This is a genomic window from Neorhizobium galegae bv. orientalis str. HAMBI 540, assembly GCF_000731315.1.
Lineage (GTDB): Bacteria > Pseudomonadota > Alphaproteobacteria > Rhizobiales > Rhizobiaceae > Neorhizobium > Neorhizobium galegae.
In genome coordinates, this window is sequence record NZ_HG938353.1 from 1,154,752 (window position 1) to 1,178,602 (window position 23,851).

At 61.7% G+C, this 23,851-nt stretch carries 23 protein-coding genes and 3 tRNA genes; 23 read left to right on the forward strand and 3 right to left on the reverse strand.

Features of this window, described 5'->3' with window-relative positions:
* The first annotated feature begins 24 nt into the window (after positions 1-24).
* Genes RG540_RS05890 through RG540_RS05910 form a run of 5 tightly spaced genes read left to right on the forward strand, consistent with a single transcriptional unit; the run spans position 25 to position 4,684 of the window.
* Complete coding sequence (locus RG540_RS05890; protein WP_157884587.1) at positions 25-897, forward strand: CgeB family protein; 873 nt, start codon at positions 25-27, stop codon at positions 895-897.
* On the forward strand, positions 894-2,000 hold the full coding sequence (locus RG540_RS31065; protein WP_051909250.1) for a glycosyltransferase family 4 protein: 1,107 nt from the start codon (positions 894-896) through the stop codon (positions 1,998-2,000). Before RG540_RS05890 ends, RG540_RS31065 begins: the two co-directional genes overlap by 4 nt.
* The gene (locus RG540_RS05900; protein ID WP_038585671.1) at positions 1,997-3,172 is read left to right on the forward strand and encodes a glycosyltransferase; all 1,176 of its coding nucleotides are present in this window, start codon (positions 1,997-1,999) and stop codon (positions 3,170-3,172) included. The genes RG540_RS31065 and RG540_RS05900 overlap by 4 nt, the downstream gene beginning before the upstream one ends.
* Entirely contained in the window at positions 3,159-3,755 is a 597-nt protein-coding gene (locus RG540_RS05905) for an LbetaH domain-containing protein (RefSeq protein ID WP_038585674.1), read from the forward strand. The genes RG540_RS05900 and RG540_RS05905 overlap by 14 nt, the downstream gene beginning before the upstream one ends.
* Positions 3,756-3,772: 17 nt before the next feature.
* Positions 3,773-4,684, forward strand: a complete 912-nt coding sequence (locus RG540_RS05910) for a glycosyltransferase family 2 protein (RefSeq protein ID WP_038585677.1) — start codon at positions 3,773-3,775, stop codon at positions 4,682-4,684.
* Between the two features lie 26 nt (positions 4,685-4,710).
* Here the strand turns inward: RG540_RS05910 and RG540_RS05915 are convergent, their stop codons facing one another.
* From RG540_RS05915 to RG540_RS05925, 3 genes are all read right to left on the reverse strand, one after another.
* Positions 4,711-6,429: a hypothetical protein gene (locus RG540_RS05915; protein WP_038585680.1), complete on the reverse strand. Its 1,719-nt coding sequence runs from the start codon at positions 6,427-6,429 to the stop codon at positions 4,711-4,713.
* A 4-nt stretch (positions 6,430-6,433) separates the two neighbouring features.
* Complete coding sequence (locus RG540_RS05920; protein WP_157884588.1) at positions 6,434-6,619, reverse strand: hypothetical protein; 186 nt, start codon at positions 6,617-6,619, stop codon at positions 6,434-6,436.
* A gap of 456 nt (positions 6,620-7,075) precedes the next feature.
* Positions 7,076-7,151, reverse strand: a tRNA-Val gene (locus RG540_RS05925).
* Positions 7,152-7,427: 276 nt separating this feature from the next.
* On the opposite strand from RG540_RS05925, the gene RG540_RS05930 reads away from it, so the two are divergent.
* The 18 genes from RG540_RS05930 (at position 7,428) to nuoN (ending at position 23,851) form a co-directional block, all read left to right on the forward strand.
* Positions 7,428-7,504, forward strand: a tRNA-Asp gene (locus RG540_RS05930).
* 71 nt (positions 7,505-7,575) lie between these two features.
* Positions 7,576-7,652: transfer RNA gene (locus RG540_RS05935), tRNA-Asp, on the forward strand.
* Positions 7,653-7,916: 264 nt separating this feature from the next.
* Complete coding sequence (locus RG540_RS05940; protein WP_037080537.1) at positions 7,917-8,282, forward strand: NADH-quinone oxidoreductase subunit A; 366 nt, start codon at positions 7,917-7,919, stop codon at positions 8,280-8,282.
* Positions 8,273-8,854 (forward strand): NuoB/complex I 20 kDa subunit family protein, encoded by a 582-nt coding sequence (locus RG540_RS05945; protein WP_007754646.1) that lies wholly within the window; start codon positions 8,273-8,275, stop codon positions 8,852-8,854. The genes RG540_RS05940 and RG540_RS05945 overlap by 10 nt, the downstream gene beginning before the upstream one ends.
* Positions 8,855-8,886: 32 nt before the next feature.
* Positions 8,887-9,489 (forward strand): NADH-quinone oxidoreductase subunit C, encoded by a 603-nt coding sequence (locus RG540_RS05950; RefSeq protein ID WP_038549024.1) that lies wholly within the window; start codon positions 8,887-8,889, stop codon positions 9,487-9,489.
* 77 nt (positions 9,490-9,566) lie between these two features.
* Complete coding sequence (locus RG540_RS05955) at positions 9,567-10,757, forward strand: NADH-quinone oxidoreductase subunit D (RefSeq protein ID WP_038585687.1); 1,191 nt, start codon at positions 9,567-9,569, stop codon at positions 10,755-10,757.
* Positions 10,757-11,014 (forward strand): hypothetical protein, encoded by a 258-nt coding sequence (locus RG540_RS05960; protein WP_038585690.1) that lies wholly within the window; start codon positions 10,757-10,759, stop codon positions 11,012-11,014. The genes RG540_RS05955 and RG540_RS05960 overlap by 1 nt, the downstream gene beginning before the upstream one ends.
* Before the next feature lie 16 nt (positions 11,015-11,030).
* A complete protein-coding gene (gene nuoE, locus RG540_RS05965; protein WP_080724889.1) occupies positions 11,031-11,972 on the forward strand; it encodes an NADH-quinone oxidoreductase subunit NuoE in 942 nt (313 codons plus the stop codon).
* A gap of 89 nt (positions 11,973-12,061) precedes the next feature.
* Positions 12,062-13,366, forward strand: coding sequence for an NADH-quinone oxidoreductase subunit NuoF (gene nuoF / locus RG540_RS05970; protein ID WP_038541986.1), 1,305 nt, complete (start codon positions 12,062-12,064; stop codon positions 13,364-13,366).
* Between the two features lie 4 nt (positions 13,367-13,370).
* The gene (locus RG540_RS05975; protein WP_046600306.1) at positions 13,371-14,030 is read left to right on the forward strand and encodes a hypothetical protein; all 660 of its coding nucleotides are present in this window, start codon (positions 13,371-13,373) and stop codon (positions 14,028-14,030) included.
* Positions 14,031-14,100: 70 nt separating this feature from the next.
* Positions 14,101-16,182 (forward strand): NADH-quinone oxidoreductase subunit NuoG, encoded by a 2,082-nt coding sequence (nuoG, locus tag RG540_RS05980; RefSeq protein ID WP_038585693.1) that lies wholly within the window; start codon positions 14,101-14,103, stop codon positions 16,180-16,182.
* Between the two features lie 8 nt (positions 16,183-16,190).
* The gene (nuoH, locus tag RG540_RS05985; protein ID WP_038593139.1) at positions 16,191-17,234 is read left to right on the forward strand and encodes an NADH-quinone oxidoreductase subunit NuoH; all 1,044 of its coding nucleotides are present in this window, start codon (positions 16,191-16,193) and stop codon (positions 17,232-17,234) included.
* Positions 17,235-17,286: 52 nt separating this feature from the next.
* Positions 17,287-17,778 carry an NADH-quinone oxidoreductase subunit NuoI gene (nuoI, locus tag RG540_RS05990; RefSeq protein ID WP_038585696.1) on the forward strand — a complete coding sequence of 164 codons (492 nt, stop codon included), beginning with the start codon at positions 17,287-17,289 and terminating at the stop codon, positions 17,776-17,778.
* A gap of 146 nt (positions 17,779-17,924) precedes the next feature.
* Complete coding sequence (locus RG540_RS05995; RefSeq protein ID WP_038585698.1) at positions 17,925-18,539, forward strand: NADH-quinone oxidoreductase subunit J; 615 nt, start codon at positions 17,925-17,927, stop codon at positions 18,537-18,539.
* Positions 18,540-18,562: 23 nt separating this feature from the next.
* A complete protein-coding gene (nuoK, locus tag RG540_RS06000) occupies positions 18,563-18,871 on the forward strand; it encodes an NADH-quinone oxidoreductase subunit NuoK (protein ID WP_007772674.1) in 309 nt (102 codons plus the stop codon).
* A gap of 7 nt (positions 18,872-18,878) precedes the next feature.
* Complete coding sequence (gene nuoL, locus RG540_RS06005) at positions 18,879-20,879, forward strand: NADH-quinone oxidoreductase subunit L (protein WP_038585700.1); 2,001 nt, start codon at positions 18,879-18,881, stop codon at positions 20,877-20,879.
* On the forward strand, positions 20,879-22,390 hold the full coding sequence (locus RG540_RS06010) for an NADH-quinone oxidoreductase subunit M (RefSeq protein WP_038585702.1): 1,512 nt from the start codon (positions 20,879-20,881) through the stop codon (positions 22,388-22,390). Before nuoL ends, RG540_RS06010 begins: the two co-directional genes overlap by 1 nt.
* A gap of 18 nt (positions 22,391-22,408) precedes the next feature.
* Positions 22,409-23,851: an NADH-quinone oxidoreductase subunit NuoN gene (gene nuoN / locus RG540_RS06015; RefSeq protein ID WP_038585704.1), complete on the forward strand. Its 1,443-nt coding sequence runs from the start codon at positions 22,409-22,411 to the stop codon at positions 23,849-23,851.

Consider the following 23,851-nt stretch of genomic DNA (forward strand, 5'->3'; position numbering starts at 1 on the left):
GGCGGACCCGGCATCGATCGCCTCGTGGCAAACGGGCTCGGCCGGCGGATCGGCGGGCAACGCTTCGATTTTGCCCTGGTGGATTGCGGCGACGTGGTCGGACCAGCCGCCCTGAACATCATCCGCAAGGCGGCGCCGATCGTCGTCAACTACAACGCCGACAACCCCTATCTGGAACCGTCTCCGGAACGCCTCCGCTGGAGTATCTTTCACCGGGCCCTCACGCACTACGATCTGGTCGTCGCAGTGCGCCGCAACGGCATCGAGGAGATGATGGCGAGGAGAGGTGCAAGCCGGATCGACACGATCTGGCAATCCGCGGACGAGGTGGTGCATCGCCCCCTGTCGCCGACGCTGGAGGAGAAAAGCCGATGGTCGTCCGACGTCGTTTTCGTCGGGACATGGATGCCGGGGCGCGGCGCCTTCATGGCGCGGCTGATCGAGAAGGGCGTGCCGCTCGCGATCCATGGGTGCCGATGGCAAAGAGCGCCGGAATACCGGCTGCTCCGCCCGTTTATCCGCTCCGATCACCTTGAAGGCGCAGACTACACACGCGCAATTGCCGGCGCGAAAATCGGTCTGGTTCTGCTGAACGGCCAAAATGCCGACCTGCATACGACGCGCTCCGCCGAAATTCCCGCCATCGGCACCGCCATGTGCGCTCCTCGCACGCTGCATCATCAACAGCTCTATAAGGGGGGCGAGGAAGCGGTCTTTTTCGACGGAGCGGAGGGCTGCGCGGAGGCTTGCAGACGTCTGCTGGCGGATGACGGCAGGCGCCAAACGATCGCCGATGCCGGGCACCGGCGCACGTTCGCGAACGGGACCTATAACGAGGTCCTGGCCCGCCGGATTGTCGATCGAGTCGCGGACATAAAACATGGCGGCGTGCGATGAGGAGGGCGGAGGCGCAGAATGACGGCACTCTGTTTCTGGCCCTGGACACCTACGGCCGGATAGGCGGTATCCAGCGCTTCAACCAACGGGTTATCGCTGCCCTGGCCGAGATCTCTGGCGACAACGGCTGGAAGCAGCCGGCCGTCCACATCATGCGCGATGGCAAGGCTGACATTCCCGAAACCACGGCGGCCGCAATCCGCGCGTTTGGCAGTTGGCGCCTGGGCTTCATCGTCCACTCGGCTGTCACCGCTCAAAGCTGCAAAATCCTGTTCCTCGGGCATATCAACCTTCTGCCCGTGGGACTGTTGTGCAAGCTGCTGTCTCCGAGAATCAAACTCGTGCTCTTCGTCCACGGCGACGAGGTCTGGAACGATCCGGCCCATCGCCGCATGCGATTCTATGAACCGCTTATGGCAAGAGCCCTCAGCCGGATCGCCTCCGTCAGCGCCTTCACGGCAAGCCGGATGCAGGAGGCGTTCAAACTGCCGCATGAAAAATTCACGCTCTTTCCGAACGCCGTCGACGACATCGACCGGCAGCCCCAAAAGAGCGGCCGAAACATCCTGGCGGTCGCCCGGCTGGATCGGCATGACCGCGGCAAGAATATCGACGCCCTGATCAAGGCGATGGTGCTGCTCAAGCGCCGCAACGTGGAATGCGTCCTCCAGGTCGTCGGCGAGGGACCGCTCAGATCGGAACTGGCGTCGTTGGCCCGTGAGCTCGCGGTCGAAGAGAGGGTCGAACTCCTGGGCCGCGTATCAGATGCAAGACTGGCCGAGGCCTATTCCCAAGCCTGCCTGTTCGCGATGCCCTCGTCCAAGGAAGGGTTCGGGATCGTTTTCCTGGAGGCCTGGCTGCACGGCCTGCCGGTGATCTGCGGTACGCAGGATGCGGCCGTGGAGATCATCACCGATGGGGTCGATGGGTTTGCCGTGAATCCCTCGGATATCGAAACACTCGCCGAGAGAATGGCGATGCTTCTCGCCGATCCGGGCATGGCAGCGGCAATGGGAGAGGCGGGAGTCGAAAAGGTCCGCTCTCGCTATCTCATGAGACACTTCAAAGGAAATCTCGAAAAAATCATCGCGGAGCTGTCATGAGAATCCTCAACATCATCGCCAGCGCCGATCCCGAAACCGGAGGCCCGATCGAGGCGCTGCGGCTGACTGGACTGCAGATGGCGCGTCTAGGCCATGCGGTGGAAGTCGTCACGCTGGACAAACCATCGGCGCCCTACGTGAAAGAGTTTCCCTTCCCCGTTCATGCCTGCGGGCGGTGGACCCGGAGATACGGATATACGCCGGAATTGGCACGCTGGATCGCCGCGAACGCGGATCGGTTCGATGCGGCGATCATCCATGGCCTATGGAACCATGCCTCTGTCGGCGGCTGGTCGTCCCTGAGGCGGGCAGGCCTGCCTTATGTCGTCTTCGCCCACGGCATGATGGATCCATGGTTCCGCGAAACCTATCCGCTCAAGCACGTCGCCAAACAGGCGTTCTGGCTTGCCTGGCAAGGCAGGGTTCTCCGCGATGCAGCGGCAGTCCTCTTCACCTGCGAAGAAGAGCGCCACCGGGCGCGCGGCGTCTTCCGGGGCTATGGTTACGCGGAGCGTGTCGTCGCCTTCGGCACCGCCGATCCGCCGGCAGGGGTGGAGAGCCAGCTTGCCGCATTCCACCGGCTTCTGCCGGAATTGAAGAATAGGCGGTTCCTGCTGTTCCTCGGCCGTTTCCACGCAAAGAAGGGCTGTGACCTCCTCGTCGAAGCCTTTTCGAAGATCGCCGCGTCCGATCCCGATCTCCACCTGGTGATGGCGGGGCCGGATCAGTCCGGGTTGAAATCGAAACTGATTGCCCAGGCCGCCAAGGCCGGCATCGCCGATCGCCTCCATTGGCCGGGCATGCTGGCCGGCGACGCCAAGTGGGGCGCCTTCCGCGCTGCCGAGGCTTTTGTCCTGCCGTCGCATCAGGAGAATTTCGGCATCGTCGTCGCGGAAGCCATGGCCTGCGCAACGCCGGTCCTACTGACCGACAAGGTCAATATCTGGCGTGAAGTGCAAATGAGCGGCGGCGGCCTTATCGGGACCGACACATCGGAAGGCATCGAAAACCTGCTCCGGTCATGGCTAGCCCTCTCCGATGACGGCAAAAGCGCCATGCGCGCCCATGCCCGCGCGGGCTTCGAACGGCATTTCCGCATCGAGGCGGCGGCCCGCGATCTCATCACCGTTCTGCACTCCATCTCCCCACGAGGCTTTCATGAAGCCGCTTGACGCGAAGATCTCCAATCCGCGGCAGGGTGCCCCGAGTTTCCCGCTGGGTCATCGGTTGTTCCGGCTCACGTGGAACCTCGTCTGGAGCCTTTTCGGCCGCTGGACACCGGTACCGCTGTTTGTATGGCGCCGGTTCCTGCTGCGGCGCTTCGGAGCCCGGATTGACCGGACGGCGCGGATCTATCCCGGCGTCGAGGTCTGGTATCCGCCGAACCTCGCCATGGCCGCGTATTCCTGTCTCGGAAGGGGCGTGAACTGCTACTGCATGGATCGCATCGAGCTTGGCACCCACGCAATCGTCTCCCAGGGCGCCCATCTGTGCACCGGCACGCATGATGTCGACGATGCAGATTTCCAGCTGGTTACGAGACCCATCGTCGTCGGTGCGAATGCCTGGATCGCGGCGGAAGCATTTGTCGGGCCGGGTGTCACTGTCGGGGAGGGCGCGGTGCTCGGCGCCCGCGCCGTCGCCTTCCGCAGCCTCGATCCCTGGACGATCTATGCCGGCAATCCGGCCAGGAGACTACGGCGGCGCTTCGAGCAGGACAGGCCCGGCATCTTTCGGGCAAGGTTGAACTCCTGATCGGGACAAGTCGCCGAATGGCCAGCCTCGCCGTCCTCATCCTCACCTATAACGAAGAGCGCCACATCGCCCGCGCCTTGAAATGCGTCGCGCCCTTCGCGTCCGAGGTCTTCGTCATCGATTGTTTCTCGACCGATAGCACGGTCGAAATCGCGCGCTCGCTCGGCGCAACCGTCCTCAGCAATCCCTGGATCAATTATTCCAGGCAATTCCAGTGGGGGCTCGACAATGCCCCGATCACCGCCGACTGGATCATGCGGCTCGATGCGGATGAGGTGATCGAACCTGAACTGGCGGTCGAGATCGCCGACAAGCTTCCCGCTCTCGCTGCCGATGTCGCAGGCGTGAACCTCAAGAGAAGGCACATCTTCCTCGGACGCTGGATCCGCCACGGCGGACGGTATCCGCTCATCCTCACCCGCATCTGGCGGCGGGGGCAGGGACATGTCGAGGACCGCTGGATGGATGAGCACATCGTCGTGAAGAGCGGCCGCATAATCCTTTTCGACGCGCCGTTCTCTGATCACAATCTCAACGATCTCAGCTTCTTCACGGGCAAGCATAATCGATACGCAACCCTTGAAGCTGTCGATGTGCTGGGCCGGCGTTACGGCCTGTTTTACGAACGACCGGCCCTTTCGCAGGCGGCCTCGTCACGTCAGGCTTCCATAAAACGGCTTATCAAGGAGCGCATCTATAATCGGCTTCCGTTCCCGGTTGCCGCACTCGGTTATTTCCTGTTCCGCTATATCGGCCAACTCGGCGTCCTCGATGGCCGCGAAGGGCTGATCTACCATGTCCTGCAAGGCTGCTGGTACCGTTTCCTCGTCGGCGCGAAGGTCATGGAATTCGACCGGTCGCTCCGCTCGCTGGCAACGCTTGAGGAAAAGCGCGCGACGCTGGCGCGATTGACGGGGCTGCCGCTCTGAAGCGACAGCCCGTAAAGCGCCGCGGTTCAGACAACGCCGACACTCGGGAAGGCGGCCCAGAAGAGCGTCGAGCCCGCCCCTTCGGCGGCGACCACTAGCAGGCTTTCGCCGGCATTCAACGTATAGCCGGTCTTGCCCGAGATCTTGTTGAAGAGCTGCGTGCCGTTGGTATTGACCGTCAGATCCGCCGATCCGGCATTGACGATATGAAACGCCAGCCCCACCAGCGAGGTCGCATCCGACGAGTTGGTGATCGCGGGCAGCGTGCAGACGAGCGCAGAAGCGGCGTCAAAGGTGACGAGGCCGGCATCCAGTGGATGGAGCACGGTGTTCGCGGTCTTGAGCGTCGACTTAATTCCCATTCCGAATCGAGGATATATGAAGCTGTTGCCACCCCGGACCTCCAGATCGCCCTGGTTCTCCCAGGCATCGCCACGAATGTTGAAAGCCGCCAATCCGCCGCGGGTTTGGTCTGTCCACAGGCCCGACAACATTGCTTGATGACCGACTCCACGCGCGCCGTGAAATTGGCTGGTGGCCGAGACCGTGTCGAAATCCGTCACAGCGGTGTTGCTGCTGTAGAAGCGGCTGAAGCCCGCGCGCCGCCCGACAATATCAGCATTTCTGTCACCAGTGACCTCGGAGATGTTGAGGTCGCAGCCCTGTGCGTTCTCCACGTAAATCCCGGCGCCGGAGCCGCCTTCTGCATCCACGCCAAGGAAGCGTGAATTGGAGACGAACGCGCCTTCATTGCGGGAGCTCAACTCGAAACAGGGCATGCCCCAGGACGAGAGCATCAGCGAGCCGCTGCCGGACGCGATCGTGGCCGGCGAGGTGAAGGCCTTGCCGATCTGGATCGTGTTGCCGCTCACTGACTTGACGACATAGACCCGCCCGGCGGTGATCCCATAATTGCTGCTCGCGAACGCGACCGGCATGCCCGCCCGGAATTTGCCGCCGTCGGCAACGGCGATATTCGCCGAGCCGTTTGAGAAAGTCGCGGTGGCCACAAGCTCGGCCCGGTTGAAGGCGTTGTTCTGGATGCGGTCGACATACATTTCGTTCAGACGAGCGCCGTCTCCGCCGGCTTCGAATACGATACCCCGGCAGAGCCGATTGTCCCGTCCGTTGGCGGGAATGATGTTGAAGAGCGAATCGAAGCGGCTGTTTCCGGGCATCAGCGTCGAGCCCGGCAGCAATGACGCGTAATACTGGCCGTTTTCGCAGAGATGCGTCCAGACCCGGGAAACGTCCGTGTGCATGAAATTGGCAAGGAATATTCCCCAGTCGCTGCAGTCGCGGATGAAGAGGTCATGAATGGTGGAAAACTGCAGGCCGATATTGTTCACCGCGCCGATGCTGATGGCGCGCGTGAAGCCGGTAAAGCCGATATGCTCGCATCGCCAGCCGGTAATGCAATTGGCGGTGATCGTCGCAGACGGCGAGCCAAGGTCTGCGTCATTGGCGGCAAAAGCCGGAAACGAGCCGTCGCCGGCAAGCACCGTGCCACCGACGAAATCCCATCCGCTGTCCGGCAGGGTGTCGTTGAGATAGTTCAGCACCGGCTGCACGCCCTGATAACCGATGCCGGAAGCGACCGGGAGCGGCTCCGTGAGCGTGATCACCGCATCCGGCAGCAGGATGGTGCCGCCGCCCGCCGCGACCGCTGCCGCATGTACGGCCCGGATTGCCGCTTCGGTAGCATCTGAGGGAATGTAGAGTTTCGGAATTTGGCGCGATGGCATCGTGTCAGTCCTCCAGGCCGAGGAATCGGCTGATCGTGAGTTGGCTGATGGTGAGCTGATTGTTTTCTGCGTCGGTAAGCGTGTTGCCTTCGGCATCCATCAGGGTGAACCCGTCGTCTTCGGGCGGCTCACCGCCGCCGATGGAAAAAGTGCCGGGACCGGTCAGGGAAAGTCCGAGATCCAGCATCATCCCCTCCCGCCGCGAACGTTCACCGTCCGGCCCCCGCCGATTCGAACGCATCCGGCACCTGTGGTGTTCGTTCCGTGTCTGAGGTGGTGCTTTCCCATTCCGGTCTCCTCGGTTCCAAGCCCGGCCAATCGGTTAACTGCCGGCCGGCGTTTCAGAACCTGATTTTAGGAACGGGTTGAGGAGCGGGGACGAAGTGGCGGGAAAGATTCGATGAATGGCTGCTGCCGTGCGGAAGGGCTTATCGGCCAAATGCCTGATATGCTTCACGAACCGGAGGCTATGGGGCGGCCGGAATGGAGCGAGCTGTCGCGCTCACGGCAAATGTTCTTCCCCGCGACAGCCAGAAGAATCGACGGGGGTAGCGTGCGCTCGACCGAAAACCGAAGCGCGAGACGTAGCGATTTGACCTCCCGGAAGAGGAGAAACTCGGAGCAGAGGCAGGAAAGAGAGTGGGAATGGTGGGCGATGACGGACTCGAACCGCCGACATCCTCGGTGTAAACGAGGCGCTCTACCAACTGAGCTAATCGCCCGTTCGCGATTGCGGAGCAACAAGGCCCGCCGCGTCGGTGGCCGTGATCTATGCGGATCGCGGAAAAACCGCAAGGGCTTTCATGATGTTTTTTTGAAAATTCTGGGGAAGAGCCGACTGGACAGGGGCGCATATGGGGCAGGAGAGGGCAAAGCGACGGGACGTCATCCTTTTGTCTTGAAACGCGCTTGACACCCGATCGCGAACCTCTTAGTTAGCCGCTCAACCGAGCGATTGAGGTCGCCCGGCTCCGAGGTTTCGGCCTCAAGAGAAATGCGCGGGTGTAGCTCAGTTGGTTAGAGTGCCGGCCTGTCACGCCGGAGGTCGCGGGTTCGAGCCCCGTCACTCGCGCCATTCTCTTATTCGAACTCTCCGCCGATTGCGCGTCTTGCGCATAAGGCGGCTGCCGCTGGTCGGCATTATGCGCGGGTGTAGCTCAGTCGGTTAGAGTGCCGGCCTGTCACGCCGGAGGTCGCGGGTTCGAGCCCCGTCACTCGCGCCATTCGCCACCCAGAAGAACATGCTTCCCGATACGATCCGGCCGCCACCGGTCCCTGATGGTCACGGTCTGAGGTTGTCGCTATGATACAGCCGCTGATAATCGTTTGAACTGCTCCATTTTGGCGCAGGATGCGACATTCAAAAAGCTTGCGCCGGGGCTTCGGCTGCGCTAACCACGGCTTGTTGCAATGCACGTTCGCTTTGCCTGTGCATTGATATTCAGGCGTCGTCTCCCGACGCTTCAGGCAAGCTGGGATCGAATACAATGAGTGAACTCCTCACTTCCTATATCCCGATCGCGATTTTCATCGGCATTTCCCTGGTGATCGGCATCGCGCTTCTGGTTGCGCCGTTCGCCGTCGCCTACAAGGCGCCCGATTCGGAAAAGCTTTCGGCTTACGAATGCGGCTTCAATGCCTTCGACGACGCGCGCATGAAGTTCGACATTCGCTTCTACCTGGTCTCGATCCTCTTCATCATCTTCGACCTCGAAGTGGCCTTCCTTTTCCCGTGGGCGGTATCGTTCGGTGCGATTGGCTGGTTCGGCTTCTGGTCGATGATGGTATTCCTCGCCGTTCTGACGATCGGCTTCATATATGAATGGAAGAAAGGAGCGCTGGAATGGGAGTAGTCGACAACGGCAGCACTCTCGTCGCGCCGCAACCCAAGGGCATTATCGATCCGAATACCGGCAAGCCCATCGGTAGCGACGACGCGTTCTTCGGCGAGATCAACAATGAGCTCGCCGACAAGGGTTTTCTCGTCACCTCCACGGACGAGCTGATCACCTGGGCCCGCACGGGCTCGTTGATGTGGATGACATTCGGCCTCGCCTGCTGTGCGGTCGAGATGATGCAGCTTTCGATGCCGCGTTATGACGTCGAGCGCTTCGGTTTTGCGCCTCGCGCCTCGCCGCGCCAGTCGGACGTGATGATCGTCGCCGGCACGTTGACCAACAAGATGGCGCCGGCACTCCGCAAGGTCTACGACCAGATGCCGGAGCCGCGTTACGTCATTTCGATGGGTTCCTGCGCCAATGGCGGCGGTTATTACCACTATTCCTACTCGGTGGTGCGTGGCTGCGATCGCGTCGTGCCGATCGACATCTATGTTCCGGGCTGTCCCCCCACGGCGGAGGCACTGCTCTACGGCGTGCTTCTGCTGCAGAAGAAGATCCGGCGGACCGGCACGATCGAGCGCTGAGGGCCAGAGGCCAAGGGTAATTGGACAAGATCATGAGTGAAGCCCTGAACGAGCTTTCGACCTACATTCGCGAAGCGCGTGCGTCCCTCGTGGCGGATGCGCAGATCGCCTATGGCGAACTGACGCTGACGGCGACCGCGGAAAACCTGCTGCCGCTGCTGACCTTCCTGCGCGACGACGTGCAGTGCGGGTTCATCAGCTTCATCGACATCTGCGGAGTGGACTATCCGGCACGCGAAAAGCGTTTCGACGTCGTCTATCACCTTCTGTCGCCGCGCCAGAACCAGCGTATCCGCGTCAAGGTCGCGACCGCCGAGGACGAGCCTGTTCCGTCTGCCTGCCCGGTCTATCCGGGCGCCGACTGGTTCGAGCGCGAAGCCTGGGACATGTACGGCATCCTGTTCACCGGCCATCCGGACCTGCGCCGCATCCTGACCGACTACGGTTTCGAAGGCCATCCGCTGCGCAAGGATTTCCCGACCACCGGTTTCGTCGAGGTCCGTTACGACGACAACGCCAAGCGCGTCGTCTACGAACCCGTCGAACTGCGCCAGGAATTCCGCAATTTCGATTTCCTCTCTCCTTGGGAAGGCACGGACTACGTCCTCCCCGGGGATGAAAAGGCCAAAGCCTAAGACCGGCGCATCCGCGCCAGCCGAATGCACGTCTTTCCCGCCCGGTGCGATCCGCCGCCCGGCATGGAGCAAGCAGTATGACCGAACACAACGTCCGCAACTTCAACATCAATTTCGGACCGCAGCATCCGGCGGCGCATGGCGTGTTGCGCCTTGTGCTGGAGCTTGATGGCGAAATCGTGGAGCGCGTCGATCCGCATATCGGCCTGCTTCACCGCGGCACCGAGAAGCTGATCGAGACCAAGACCTATCTGCAGGCCATTCCCTACTTCGACCGCCTCGATTACGTGGCGCCGATGAACCAGGAGCATGCGTTTGCGCTTGCCGTCGAAAAGCTCCTGGATATCCAGATCCCGATCCGCGGCCAGCTGATCCGCGTTCTCTATTCGGAAATCGGCCGCATCCTCTCGCATCTTCTCAACGTCACCACGCAGGCGATGGACGTCGGCGCGCTGACGCCGCCGCTCTGGGGTTTCGAAGAGCGCGAAAAGCTGATGGTGTTCTATGAGCGCGCCTCGGGCTCGCGCATGCATGCGGCCTATTTTCGTCCGGGCGGCGTCCATCAGGATCTGCCGCCGGAACTGGTCGAGGATATCGGCATCTGGTGCGATGAATTCCCGGCAAAGCTCGACGACATCGATGAGTTGCTGACCGGCAACCGCATCTTCAAGCAGCGCAACGTCGATATCGGCGTCGTCAAGCTCGAGGACGCCTGGGCCTGGGGCTTTTCCGGCGTCATGGTCCGCGGTTCGGGCGCTGCCTGGGACCTGCGCCGCGCGCAGCCCTACGAATGCTATTCGGACATGGAATTCGACATCCCGATCGGCAAGAACGGCGACTGCTACGACCGTTACCTGATCCGCATGATCGAGATGCGCGAGTCGGTGAAGATCATGAAGCAGTGCGTCAACCGTCTGCTTGGCGACGCCAGGACCGGGCCGTTCTCGTCTACGGACGGCAAGGTCGTGCCGCCGAAGCGCGGCGAGATGAAGCGGTCAATGGAAGCGCTGATCCATCATTTCAAACTTTATACCGAAGGCTATCATGTGCCGGCCGGCGAGGTTTATGCGGCGGTCGAAGCCCCGAAGGGCGAGTTCGGCGTCTTCCTGGTCGCCGACGGCACCAACAAGCCCTATCGCTGCAAGATCCGCGCTCCGGGTTACGCCCATCTCCAGGCCATGGATTTCATCTGTCGGGGACACCAGCTGGCCGACGTTTCGGCGGTGCTTGGCTCGATCGACATCGTCTTCGGCGAGGTGGACCGTTGATGCTCCGCGCTGTCGTTTTCGCTGCGGTTATCTCTGTCGCCCCTGTTGCGCTCGCGCAGCAGGCGCAGACGGATGGCGCGATTTCGACGCAAGCCGGCGGATCGAAATCGATGCGCGATCTCCTGTCCGAAGGATATGAGATCAAGACCTCCGTTCCCAGTGGAACAAAGTTCATAGTGTTCATGCAGAAAGACAAGTCTGCCTATGCCTGCGAGTTCGTGTCGCTCACGAAATCGCGGTGTGGATCCATAAACTGATAAGGCGTGGAAAAGAATGTCCGTTCGTCGATTAGCCGAAGACCAGGTGCAGCCGGCAATTTTCGCCTTCAATGACGAGAATTCCGTCTGGGCCGAGGCAACGATCAGGAAATATCCGGCAGGCCGGCAGCAATCGGCTGTCATCCCGCTTCTGATGCGTGCACAGGAACAGGATGGCTGGGTGACCCGCGCGGCGATCGAGTTCGTCGCAAACAAGCTCGATATGCCCTATATCCGCGTCCTCGAAGTCGCGACTTTCTACACCCAGTTCCAGCTGAAGCCGGTCGGCACCCGCGCCCATATCCAGGTCTGCGGCACCACGCCCTGCATGCTGCGCGGCGCGGAAGACCTGATGAAAGTCTGTCAGCACAAGATCCATCACGATCCGTTCGCGCTGAATGCCGAGGGCACGTTGTCGTGGGAAGAGGTCGAGTGTCAGGGCGCATGCGTCAACGCACCGATGGTCATCATCTTCAAGGATGCCTATGAGGACCTGACGCCGCAGCGTCTCGAGGAGATCATCGACGCTTTCGAAGCCGGCAAGGGCCATGAGATCAAGCCCGGCCCGCAGATCGACCGCATCTTCTCGGCCCCCGAGGGTGGTCCGCAGACGTTGAACGACGAGATCAAGCCGGTCCGCACCAACCTCGACCCGCATCCGAGCGCTGAAGAGGCCGCTGCCGCGGCAAGCATTCCTCCGGCGGAAGCCGCTCGCCCGAAGGACACGGCGCCGGAGACGGACCCGAAACTGAAGACCCCTGCCACCGCCCCGGCGGCTGCCGCCGCGAATGCCAAGGCCGCGGAGAAGCAGCCGCTTTCGGCGACCGCGAAGAGCAAACCGGCTCCGAAGACGCCAGGCAGTGCAGCGGAAGGCGCGCCGCCGGAACCGGGTGCGGTCTCCGGCGACTTGAAGCCGAAGCGCGCACGGCGCAAGACCACGACTGAAGGTGAGTCGTGACATTTGAGAATTTGTGTGCGGCCTTTGAAAAAGGCTGCAATATATCGACTGACAACCGGCTTAATCGCGACGGACTTGTGGAATAGATCATGTTGAAAGATCAGGATCGCATCTTTACCAATATCTACGGCCTCAAGGACAAGTCCCTGAAAGGCGCGATGAGTCGCGGCCATTGGGATGGCACCAAGGAGATCATCGAGAAGGGCCGGGACTGGATCATCAACGAGATGAAGGCTTCGGGCCTTCGCGGCCGCGGTGGCGCAGGCTTCCCGACCGGTCTCAAATGGTCCTTCATGCCGAAGGAATCGGATGGCCGTCCGCATTACCTCGTGGTCAATGCCGACGAATCCGAGCCCGGTACCTGCAAGGACCGCGAAATCATGCGCCACGATCCGCATACGCTGATCGAAGGCTGCGTCATCGCCGGTTTCGCCATGGGTGCCAACACGGCCTACATCTATGTGCGCGGCGAATACATGCGCGAGCGCGAAGCGCTGCAGGCGGCGATCGACGAGTGTTATGATTTCGGCCTGCTCGGCGGCAACAACAAGCTCGGCTGGGATTTCGACATCTACGTCCACCACGGCGCCGGCGCCTATATCTGCGGCGAAGAAACCGCGTTGCTCGAAAGCCTCGAAGGCAAGAAGGGCCAGCCGCGCCTTAAACCCCCGTTCCCGGCCAACATGGGCCTCTACGGCTGCCCGACGACGGTCAACAACGTCGAATCGATCGCGGTTGCCCCAACCATCCTGCGCCGTGGCGCCGGCTGGTTCTCGTCCATGGGCCGCCCGAACAATGTCGGCACCAAGCTGTTCATGCTCTCCGGTCACGTCAACAAGCCGTGCACCGTCGAAGAAGTGATGGGCATCACCTTTCGCGAGCTGGTCGACAAGCATGCCGGCGGCATCCGCGGCGGCTGGGACAATCTGCTGGCAGTCATTCCGGGCGGCGCATCCTGCCCGATCGTGCCGGCCAAGGACATCATGGACTGCCAGATGGATTTCGACGGCCTGCGCGCCGTCGGCTCCTCCTTCGGCACCGCCGGCGCCATCGTCATGGACAAGTCGACCGACGTCATCAAGGCGATCGCCCGCATCTCGGCCTTCTTCAAGCACGAGAGCTGCGGCCAGTGCACGCCGTGCCGCGAAGGCACCGGCTGGATGTGGCGGGTGCTGGAGCGCATGGTCAAGGGCAATGCCCAGAAGCGCGAAATCGACATGCTGTTCCAGGTGACCAAGCAGATCGAGGGCCACACCATCTGCGCGCTCGGCGATGCGGCGGCCTGGCCTGTCCAGGGCCTGATCCGGCATTTCCGTCCGGAGATCGAAGCGCGTATCGACCAATATACCCGAAACGCGACGGCGCATGGCGCCGTCCTGGAAGCTGCGGAGTAGCCACGTGACGAAGTCGGGCAAAGAGCATGAACGGGAGGCGACGGATCGTCCGGCGCTCGATCCAGCGCGCATGCCCGATTTTTCCGAGGCGATGAAGCTCAATCCGCTGATGGCGAACATGGCTGCCGCAACCGCGATCGGCTTTGGCATCGCCACCCAGATGGCTGGCGTCTTCTTCGGCGCGCTGCAGGGCGCGATGGAAGCAGGTGGCCGCCAGAAAGCCGCAGATCCAAATCCGGCTGAGGCGTCGCCGATTGCGGAAACTCCGGCCCCTGCGGGAGCGTCGGCGGCTGCAGAACCGGTCGTCGCCAAGCCGAAGGCGCTTCGCAAGGCAGCAGCTCCGGTTCTCAAGGCGGCGCCGGTTGCCGAACCAGTCAAAAAGCCGGCCGCCAAGGCCGCTCCGAAGGATTCGGTCAAGCAGCCGGTCTCGGTAAAGCCGGCGAAGGCGAAGACGGCCAAGGCACCTGCGGGCGGCGACCTGAAGCAGATTTCGGGCATCGGTCCGAAGCTGGCGGAAGTGCTGAACGGCCTGGGCGTAACGAGCCTTGCGCAGGTTGCGGCCTGGAACGAGGCCGATATCGCCCGCTTCGACAAGGAATTGGGTTTCGAGGGACGCATCAGCCGCGACGACTGGGTCGGCCAGGCGAAAGCTCTGTTGAAATAAAAGAATATGTCCCCGAGTCGCCTGACCCCCAGGAGACCCAAAGGATGGAACTAAGGACGTAAGTGAGACGATGGTTAAGCTGAAGGTTGACGGCAAAGAGGTCGAAGTTCCGGATCATTTCACGCTGCTTCAGGCATGCGAGGAAGCCGGCGCCGAGGTCCCGCGCTTTTGTTTCCACGAACGTCTTTCGGTCGCCGGCAATTGCCGCATGTGCTTGATCGAAGTGAAGGGTGGACCGCCGAAGCCGGCAGCCTCCTGCGCCATGGGCGTGCGCGATGTCCGCGGCGGACCGAACGGCGAGCTGCCGGAAATCTTCACCAACACGCCGATGGTCAAGAAGGCTCGCGAAGGCGTGATGGAATTCCTGCTGATCAACCATCCGCTGGATTGCCCGATCTGCGACCAGGGCGGTGAGTGCGACCTGCAGGACCAGGCGATGGCCTTCGGCATCGACAGTTCCCGCTACACGGAAAACAAGCGCGCCGTCGAAGACAAGTATATCGGCCCGCTGGTCAAGACCGTGATGAACCGCTGCATCCACTGCACGCGCTGCGTCCGCTTCACCACCGAAGTCGGCGGCATTTCCGAACTCGGCCTGATCGGCCGCGGTGAGGATGCCGAGATCACCACCTATCTCGAAAGCGCGATGACTTCGGAGCTGCAGGGCAATGTCATCGACCTTTGCCCTGTCGGCGCTCTGACCTCGCGTCCCTTCGCCTTCACCGCCCGTCCGTGGGAGCTCAACAAGACCGAATCGATCGACGTCATGGATGCCGTCGGCTCGGCGATCCGCGTCGATACCCGTGGCCGCGAAGTGATGCGCATCATGCCGCGCGTCAATGAGCAGGTGAACGAGGAATGGATCTCCGACAAGACCCGCTTCATCTGGGACGGCCTGAAGACCCAGCGCCTCGACCGGCCTTACGTCCGCAGGGACGGCCGCCTTCAGGCTGCCTCCTGGGGCGAAGCCTTCGGCGCCATCAAGGCTGCGGTTTCCGCAACGTCTGCTGCAAAGATCGGCGCGATCGCCGGCGATCTGGCTTCGGTCGAAGAAATGTATGCCCTGAAGGAACTGATCCGGTCGCTCGGATCGGAAAACCTCGACTGTCGCCAGGACGGGACGGCGCTTGATCCGTCGCTCGGCCGTGCAAGCTACATCTTCAACCCGACCATCGAAGGCATCGAACAGGCCGGCGCTCTGCTCCTGGTCGGCGCCAATCCGCGCCTCGAGGCAGCCGTCCTCAACGCCCGCATCCGCAAGCGCTTCCGTCGCGGCAACTTCCCGATCGGCGTGATCGGCGAAGTCAGCGAACTGCGTTACGTCTACGACTATCTCGGTGCCGGCGCTGAAACGCTCTCCGACCTCGCCTCCGGTTCGAACGGTTTTGCTGACAAGCTGCGCGCTGCCAAGAACCCGATGATCATCATAGGGCAGGGGGCTCTCTCCCGTCCGGACGGTGCGGCGATCCTTAGCTCGGCCGCCCAGCTTGCCGGTTCGGTCGGCGCACTGACCGACGAGTGGAACGGCTTTGCCGTGCTCCACACTGCTGCTGCCCGCGTTGGCGGCCTCGACCTCGGCTTCGTGCCGGGTGCGAACGGCATCAATGCCAGCGCCCAGCTGGCCGGCATGGACGTTCTCTTCCTGCTCGGTGCCGACGAACTCGACTTCTCGAAGAAGGGCGCCAAGTTCACGGTCTATATCGGCAGCCACGGCGATGCCGGCGCGCACAATGCCGACGTCATCCTGCCGGGTGCGGCCTATACCGAAAAGTCCGGCACCTGGGTCAATACCGAAGGCCGCGTCCAGATGGGCAACCGCGCCGGCTTCGCGCCCGGCGAGGCTCGCGAAGACTGGGCGATCATCCGCGCGCTCTCCGACGTGCTCGGCAAGAAGCTGCCCTTCGATTCGCTGCAGGCTCTGCGTGCGAAACTCTATGCGGACTACCCGCATTTCGCCGCTATCGACGCGATTGCGGCGGGCTCGGTCAACGAAATTGCCGCACTTGGCCAAAAAGCGGGTGGTATGACGAAGTCCGGGTTTGCGTCGCCGATCAAAGACTTCTATTTGACGAACCCGATCGCTCGCGCTTCGGCCGTCATGGCTGAATGCTCGGCATTGGCCCGCAACAATTTCCAGGCTGCGGCGGAGTAATTTTGAACATGGATTCGTTCTTTTCCATCTACGTCTGGCCGGGCATCGTCATGGTCGCGCAGTCGCTGCTGCTGCTGGTCTGCCTGCTCGTCTTCATCGCCTATGTTCTGCTTGCCGACCGCAAAATCTGGGCAGCTGTCCAGCTGCGCCGCGGTCCGAACGTCGTCGGCCCCTTCGGCCTGTTCCAGTCCTTCGCCGACCTTCTGAAGTTCGTCTTCAAGGAGCCGGTCATTCCGGCTGGCGCCAACAAGGCCGTTTTCCTGCTCGCGCCGCTGGTTGCCGTGCTCCTGGCCCTGTCGACCTGGGCGGTGGTGCCGCTCGCGGACGGATGGGTGATCGCCAACATCAATGTCGGCATCCTCTATATCTTTGCGATCTCCTCGCTCGAAGTCTACGGCATCATCATGGGTGGCTGGGCTTCGAACTCGAAATATCCGTTCCTCGGCGCGCTCCGTTCGGCGGCGCAGATGGTCTCCTACGAAGTCTCGATCGGCTTCGTCATCGTCACGGTGCTCCTCTGCGTCGGCTCGCTGAACCTGACCGATATCGTCAATGCCCAGCATGACGGCCTCGGCACGAGAATGGGTCTGCCTGCTTCCTTCCTAGATTGGCACTGGCTGGCGCTGTTCCCGATGTTCGTGGTGTTCTTCATCTCGGCGCTCGCCGAAACCAACCGCCCGCCCTTCGATCTTCCCGAAGCGGAATCGGAACTGGTTGCCGGCTTCATGGTCGAATACGGCTCCTCGCCATACATGATGTTCATGCTTGGCGAATACGCAGCCGTCTGCCTGATGTGCGCGCTGACGACCATCCTGTTCCTCGGGGGCTGGCTGCCGCCGGTCGATATCTGGCTCCTCAACTGGGTACCGGGCATCGTCTGGTTCATGCTGAAGTCGATGCTCGTCTTCTTCATGTTCGCCATGGTGAAGGCCTTCGTTCCGCGCTACCGTTACGACCAGCTCATGCGCCTTGGCTGGAAGATCTTCCTGCCGCTGTCGCTCGCCATGGTCGTCATTACCGCATTTGTGCTGAAGCTGGCGGGATGGGCATGATCATGATCGTGAACATGTCCGTCCAAGCTTCCGGCATCATTGGAGAATAAAGATGGCAAGTCTCGGCCAAGCCGTGAATTCGCTGTTCCTGAAGGAGTTCGTCGGGGCGTTCTTCCTGTCGATGCGCTACTTCTTCAAGCAGAAGGCGACGATCAACTATCCGTTCGAGAAGGGCCCGGTCTCCCCACGTTTCCGCGGCGAACATGCGCTGCGACGCTACCCGAACGGCGAGGAACGCTGCATCGCCTGCAAGCTTTGCGAGGCGATCTGTCCAGCCCAGGCGATCACCATCGAGGCCGGCCCGCGCCGCAACGACGGCACCCGCCGCACGGTGCGTTACGACATCGACATGGTGAAGTGCATCTATTGCGGCTTCTGCCAGGAAGCCTGCCCGGTTGATGCGATCGTCGAAGGCCCGAACTTCGAATTCGCCACCGAGACTCGCGAAGAACTCTATTTCGACAAGGCGCGGCTGCTGGAAAACGGCGACCGCTGGGAGCGCGAAATCGCTCGCAACATGGCAATCGATGCGCCCTACCGCTAAGGCGGGGTGATTTGTCCGGCGCTCCCCATTCAGCGGGCGGTGCGCCGGTGACATCTGGATGAAATACCCGGCGCCTATCACAAGCCCGGGTTTCGACGGGATGGGGTATTTGCCCCACGCCCGGTGAGGGACGAAAAGGCACCACGATGGGTCTGCAGGCAATCTTCTTCTATCTCTTCGCGTTCATCGCGGTGGCGTCGGCGTTCATGGTCATTTCGGCCAAGAACCCGGTGCACTCGGTGCTGTTCCTCATCCTGGTCTTCTTCAACGCAGCCGGCCTCTTCCTGCTGACGGGCGCCGAATTCCTGGCGATGATCCTGCTGGTCGTCTATATCGGCGCGGTCGCGGTCCTCTTCCTCTTCGTCGTCATGATGCTCGACATCGATTTTGCGGAACTGCGCTCCGGCGTGCTGCAATATGCGCCGATCGGCATGCTGGTCGGTCTGGTCGTCGCAGCCGAGCTGGTCGTCGTCATCGGCGGCAGCGTGCTGACGCCGGAAGCGGCGAAATCGATCACCATGCCGATCCCGAACCCGGCAACCCGCACCAACACGGCCGCCCTCGGCGACGTGCTCTATACGAATTACGTCTACTTCTTCCAGATCGCCGGCCTGGTGCTTCTGGTGGCCATGATCGGCGCGATCGTGCTGACCTTGCGTCACCGCACCAACATCAAGCGTCAGGACATATCCCAGCAGGTGGCCCGCACGCCCGCGACCGCTGTCGAAGTGGTCAAGGTCAAGCCGGGCCAGGGCGTCTGAGGCGGGAACAAGGAACAAGAAAAATGGAAATCGGACTTTCCCATTACCTCACGGTCAGCGCCATCCTCTTCACGCTCGGCGTTTTCGGCATCTTCCTGAACCGCAAGAACGTCATCATCATCCTGATGTCGGTGGAGCTTATCCTGCTCTCGGTCAACCTGAACATGGTGGCCTTCTCCTCCTTCCTGAACGACATCGTCGGCCAGGTCTTCGCATTGTTCATTCTGACCGTGGCGGCCGCCGAAGCGGCCATCGGTCTTGCAATTCTCGTCGTCTTCTACCGCAACCGCGGTTCGATCGCCGTCGAAGACGTCAATATGATGAAGGGCTGATCGGGTCATGATCTACAAGGCAATCGTCTTTCTCCCCTTGATCGGCTTCCTGATCGCCGGCCTGTTCGGCCGCTCGATCGGTGCAAAGGCGTCCGAATACGTCACCAGCGGCCTGATGATCATAGCGGCCGTGCTCTCCTGGATCGTCTTCTTCAACGTCGCGCTCGCCCATGGCGAAGCAGGCGAAGTGATCAAGGTTCCGGTCATGCGCTGGATCCAGTCCGGCGGCATCGACGTCGAATGGGCATTTCGCGTCGATACGCTGACGGCGGTGATGTTCGTCGTCGTCAACACCGTCTCGACGCTCGTGCATGTCTATTCGATCGGCTACATGCACCACGATCCGCATCGCCCGCGCTTCTTCGCCTACCTGTCGCTGTTCACCTTCGCGATGCTGATGCTGGTTACGGCCGACAACCTCGCACAGATGTTCTTCGGCTGGGAAGGCGTCGGTCTCGCCTCCTACCTGCTCATCGGTTTCTGGTTCAAGAAGCCGTCGGCATCCGCCGCCGCAATGAAGGCCTTCATCGTCAACCGGGTCGGCGACTTCGGTTTTGTGCTCGGCATTGCCGGCGTCTTCGTGCTGTTCGGCTCGATCAGCTTCGAGACGATCTTTGCGGCTGCCGCCACCTATCTGCCGGCCGCAGGCGCTCCGGAGGCGTCTCAGGTCATCGCCAACATCTTCGGCATGGAACTGACCAAGAGCGGTGCGATCACCATCGTCTGCCTGCTGCTGTTCATGGGCGCGATGGGCAAGTCGGCGCAGTTCCTGCTGCACACCTGGCTGCCGGACGCCATGGAAGGCCCGACGCCGGTGTCTGCGCTCATCCATGCCGCGACCATGGTCACCGCCGGCGTCTTCCTGGTCGCCCGCATGTCGCCGATCTTCGAACTGTCGCCCAACGCTCTTCTCGTCGTCACCATCATCGGCGCGATCACCGCCTTCTTCGCGGCGACCGTCGGTCTCGTCCAGAATGACATCAAGCGCGTCATCGCTTATTCGACCTGCTCGCAGCTCGGCTACATGTTCGTGGCGCTTGGCCTCGGCGCCTATGGCGCGGCGATCTTCCACCTCTTCACCCACGCCTTCTTCAAGGCGCTGCTGTTCCTTGGCGCCGGCTCGGTCATCCATGCCGTCGATGGCGAGCAGGACATGCGCTACATGGGCGGCCTTCGTAAGCACATCCCGGTCACCTTCTGGATGATGACGATCGGCACCCTGGCGCTGACCGGCGTCGGCATCCCCGGAACGATGTTCGGTTTCGCCGGCTTCTTCTCCAAGGACGTGATCATCGAAAGCGCCTATTCGTCGCATTCGCCGGCCGCGGGCTTCGCCTTCACGCTTCTGGTCATCGCCGCGCTGTTCACCAGCTTCTATTCCTGGCGCCTCGCGTTCATGACCTTCTTCGGCAAGCCGCGCGCCTCCGCCGACGTCATGCACCATGTGCATGAATCGCCGATGGTCATGCTGGCGCCGCTCTATATCCTCGCCGCCGGTGCGGTTCTCGCCGGCGTCCTGTTCGAAGGTTATTTCTTCGGCCACGAATATCCGGAATTCTGGAAGGGTGCGCTGTTCACGCTTCCGGAAAACAAGATCCTCGAAGAGTTCCATCACGTGCCGGTTCTGGTCGCCTGGAGCCCCTTCATCGCCATGGCGGTCGGTTTCGTCACTGCCTGGTATTTCTACATCAAGTCGCCGTCGACGCCCCGTCGTCTCGCCGCTTCGCAGAAGGTTCTCTACGAGTTCCTGCTCAACAAGTGGTATTTCGACGAACTCTACGACTTCCTCTTCGTCCGTTCAGCCAAGGCGCTCGGCCGGTTCCTGTGGAAGAAGGGTGACATCGGCGTCATCGATACCTACGGCCCGAACGGCGTTGCCGCCCGCGTGGTCGACGTCACCAACCGGGTGGTCAAGCTGCAGTCCGGTTACCTCTATCACTACGCGTTCGCGATGCTGATCGGCATCGCCGCCCTCGTCACCTGGATGATGCTCGGGAGCTCGATCTAATGACCGACTGGCCAATTCTCTCGACGGTCACCTTCCTGCCGCTGGTCGGCGTACTGTTGCTGCTTCTGACACGGGAAGACGGCCCCTTCGGGCGCCGCAACATCCTGAACGTCTCGCTGTTCACGACGGTCTTCACCTTCATCGTCTCGCTGTTCATCTGGATCGGCTTCGATAACTCGAATGCCGGCTTCCAGATGGTCGAGAAGCACAACTGGCTCGGCACCGGCATCTCCTATCATCTCGGCGTCGACGGCATCTCCATGCTGTTCGTCATCCTGACGACCTTCCTGATGCCGTTCTGTGTGCTCGCCAGCTGGAATACGATCGAGAAGCGCCTCAAGGAGTACATGATCGCCTTCCTGCTTCTGGAAGTGGTCATGACCGGGGTCTTCGTCTCGCTCGACGTCGTGCTCTTCTACGTCTTCTTCGAAGCGACCCTCATTCCGATGTTCGTCATCATCGGTGTCTGGGGCGGCAAGGACCGCGTCTACGCGTCCTACAAGTTCTTCCTCTATACACTGCTCGGCTCGGTGCTGATGATGCTCGCCATCATGGCGATGTACTGGCAGGCCGGCACCACCGACATTACCGAACTCTTGAAATACGGCTTCCCGGCAGGCATGCAGACCTGGCTCTGGCTCGCCTGTTTTGCGGCCTTCTCGGTCAAGATGCCGATGTGGCCGGTGCATACCTGGCTTCCGGATGCGCACGTCCAGGCCCCCACTGCAGGCTCGGTGATCCTTGCCGGCGTCATGCTGAAGCTCGGCGGTTACGGGATGATCCGTTTCTCGCTCGCCATGTTGCCGATCGCGTCGGAACATTTCGCGCCGCTGGTCTTCTCGTTGTCGGTGATCGCCATCATCTACACCTCGCTGGTGGCGATGATGCAGGACGACATCAAGAAGCTGATCGCCTATTCCTCGGTCGCCCACATGGGCTACGTGACCATGGGCATCTTTGCGGCGAACGTTCAGGGCGTGCAAGGCGCGCTCTTCCAGATGCTGTCGCACGGCGTCGTCTCGGGCGCGCTCTTCCTCTGCGTCGGCGTTGTCTATGACCGGCTCCACACCCGCGAGATTTCCGCCTATGGCGGCCTCGTCAACAACATGCCGAAATATGCCGTCGCCTTCATGATCTTCACGATGGCAAACGTCGGCCTGCCGGGCACGTCCGGCTTCATCGGCGAATTCCTGACGATCATCGGCGTCTTCCGGGTCAACACTTGGGTGGCCCTGTTTGCGGCGACCGGCGTCATCCTCTCGGCCTCCTACGCGCTCTGGCTCTATCGCCGGGTGATCTTCGGGGCACTCGAGAAGGAAAGCCTCAAAGGCCTGCTCGACCTTTCCGGCCGCGAAAAGCTCATCCTCTATCCGCTGATCGCGGTCACCATCTTCTACGGCTTCTATCCGGCGCCGATCTTCGATGCGACGGCAGCATCGGTAGACATGCTGGTGAACAATTATTCCGCGGCCCTGGCAGCGGCGAAAGACCTTGCACTCAACGTGCACTGAGACGGGACACGACTGGACATGACCGCTGAAATTCTTTCCCTAAGCCTGCAGCTCTCGATGCCGGAGATCATCCTGGCCGTGGGCGCGCTCGCTCTTCTGATGATCGGCGTCTTCTCCGGCGACAAGTCCGCGCCGACGGTGACGGGGCTGGCGGTGGCGCTGCTGGCAGTCGCCGGCCTCTGGCTGATCTTCATGCCGGGCGAGGGCGTTGCCTATGGCGGCGCCTTCAAGCTCGATTCCTTCGGCCGCTTCATGAAGGTCCTGGCGCTCATCGGCTCGATCACCGCCATGGTCATGTCCGTCGGCCATGCGAAGTCGGATCAGCTCAACCGCTTCGAGTTCCCGGTGCTTCTGGTTCTGTCGACGCTCGGCATGCTGCTGCTGATCTCGGCGAATGACCTGATCGCGTTCTATCTCGCCCTCGAACTGATGTCGCTGGCGCTCTACGTCATCGCCGCCTTCAACCGGGACAGCCTGCGCTCGACCGAAGCCGGCCTGAAATATTTCGTCCTCGGCGCGCTCTCCTCCGGCATGATGCTTTACGGCATGTCGCTGGTTTACGGCTTCACCGGCAATACCGGCTTCGAAGGCATCGCCAAGGTTCTCTCCGCCGAGACCCGCGGCCTCGGCTTGATCTTCGGCATGGTCTTCGTGCTCGCCGGCGCCTGCTTCAAGATCTCTGCCGTGCCGTTCCACATGTGGACGCCGGACGTTTACGAAGGCGCACCGACCCCGGTCACCGCCTTCTTCGCCGCTGGTCCGAAGGTTGCCGCCATGGCGATCCTCGTCCGCATCGCTTCGGATGCCTTCCTGCCGATCATCGCCGACTGGCGCCAGATCATCGTTTTCGTCTCGATCGCTTCGATGCTGCTCGGCTCGTTTGCTGCGATCGGCCAGCGCAACATCAAGCGGCTGATGGCCTATTCCTCGATCGGCCACATGGGCTACGCCCTTGTCGGCCTTGCCGCCGGCTCCGAAACGGGTGTCTCCGGCGTCGTCCTTTACATGACCATCTACATGGTCATGACCTTGGGCACCTTCGCCTGCATCATGGCGATGCGTCGCAAGGAAGGCGGCAATGTCGAGAATGTCGACGATCTCGCCGGCCTGTCCTCCACCAAGCCGTTCATGGCGGTGGTGCTGACCGCGCTGATGTTCTCGATGGCCGGCATTCCGCCGCTCGCAGGCTTCTTCGCCAAGTATTTCGTGTTCGTCGCGGCGATCGAAGCCAAGCTTTATGCGCTGGCGGTCATCGGCGTGCTCTCCTCGGTCGTCGGCGCCTATTATTACCTGCGCATCGTCAAGCTGATGTGGTTCGATGAAGCCAAGGGCGAGTTTGCCCGCATCTCCGGCGAACTGCGCCTGGTCTTCGGCCTTTCCGGTCTCTTCGTCACGGCCTATGTGCTGATCGGCGGACCGATCGGCACGGCGGCAAGTGCCGCCGCGAAGTCCTTCTTCTGA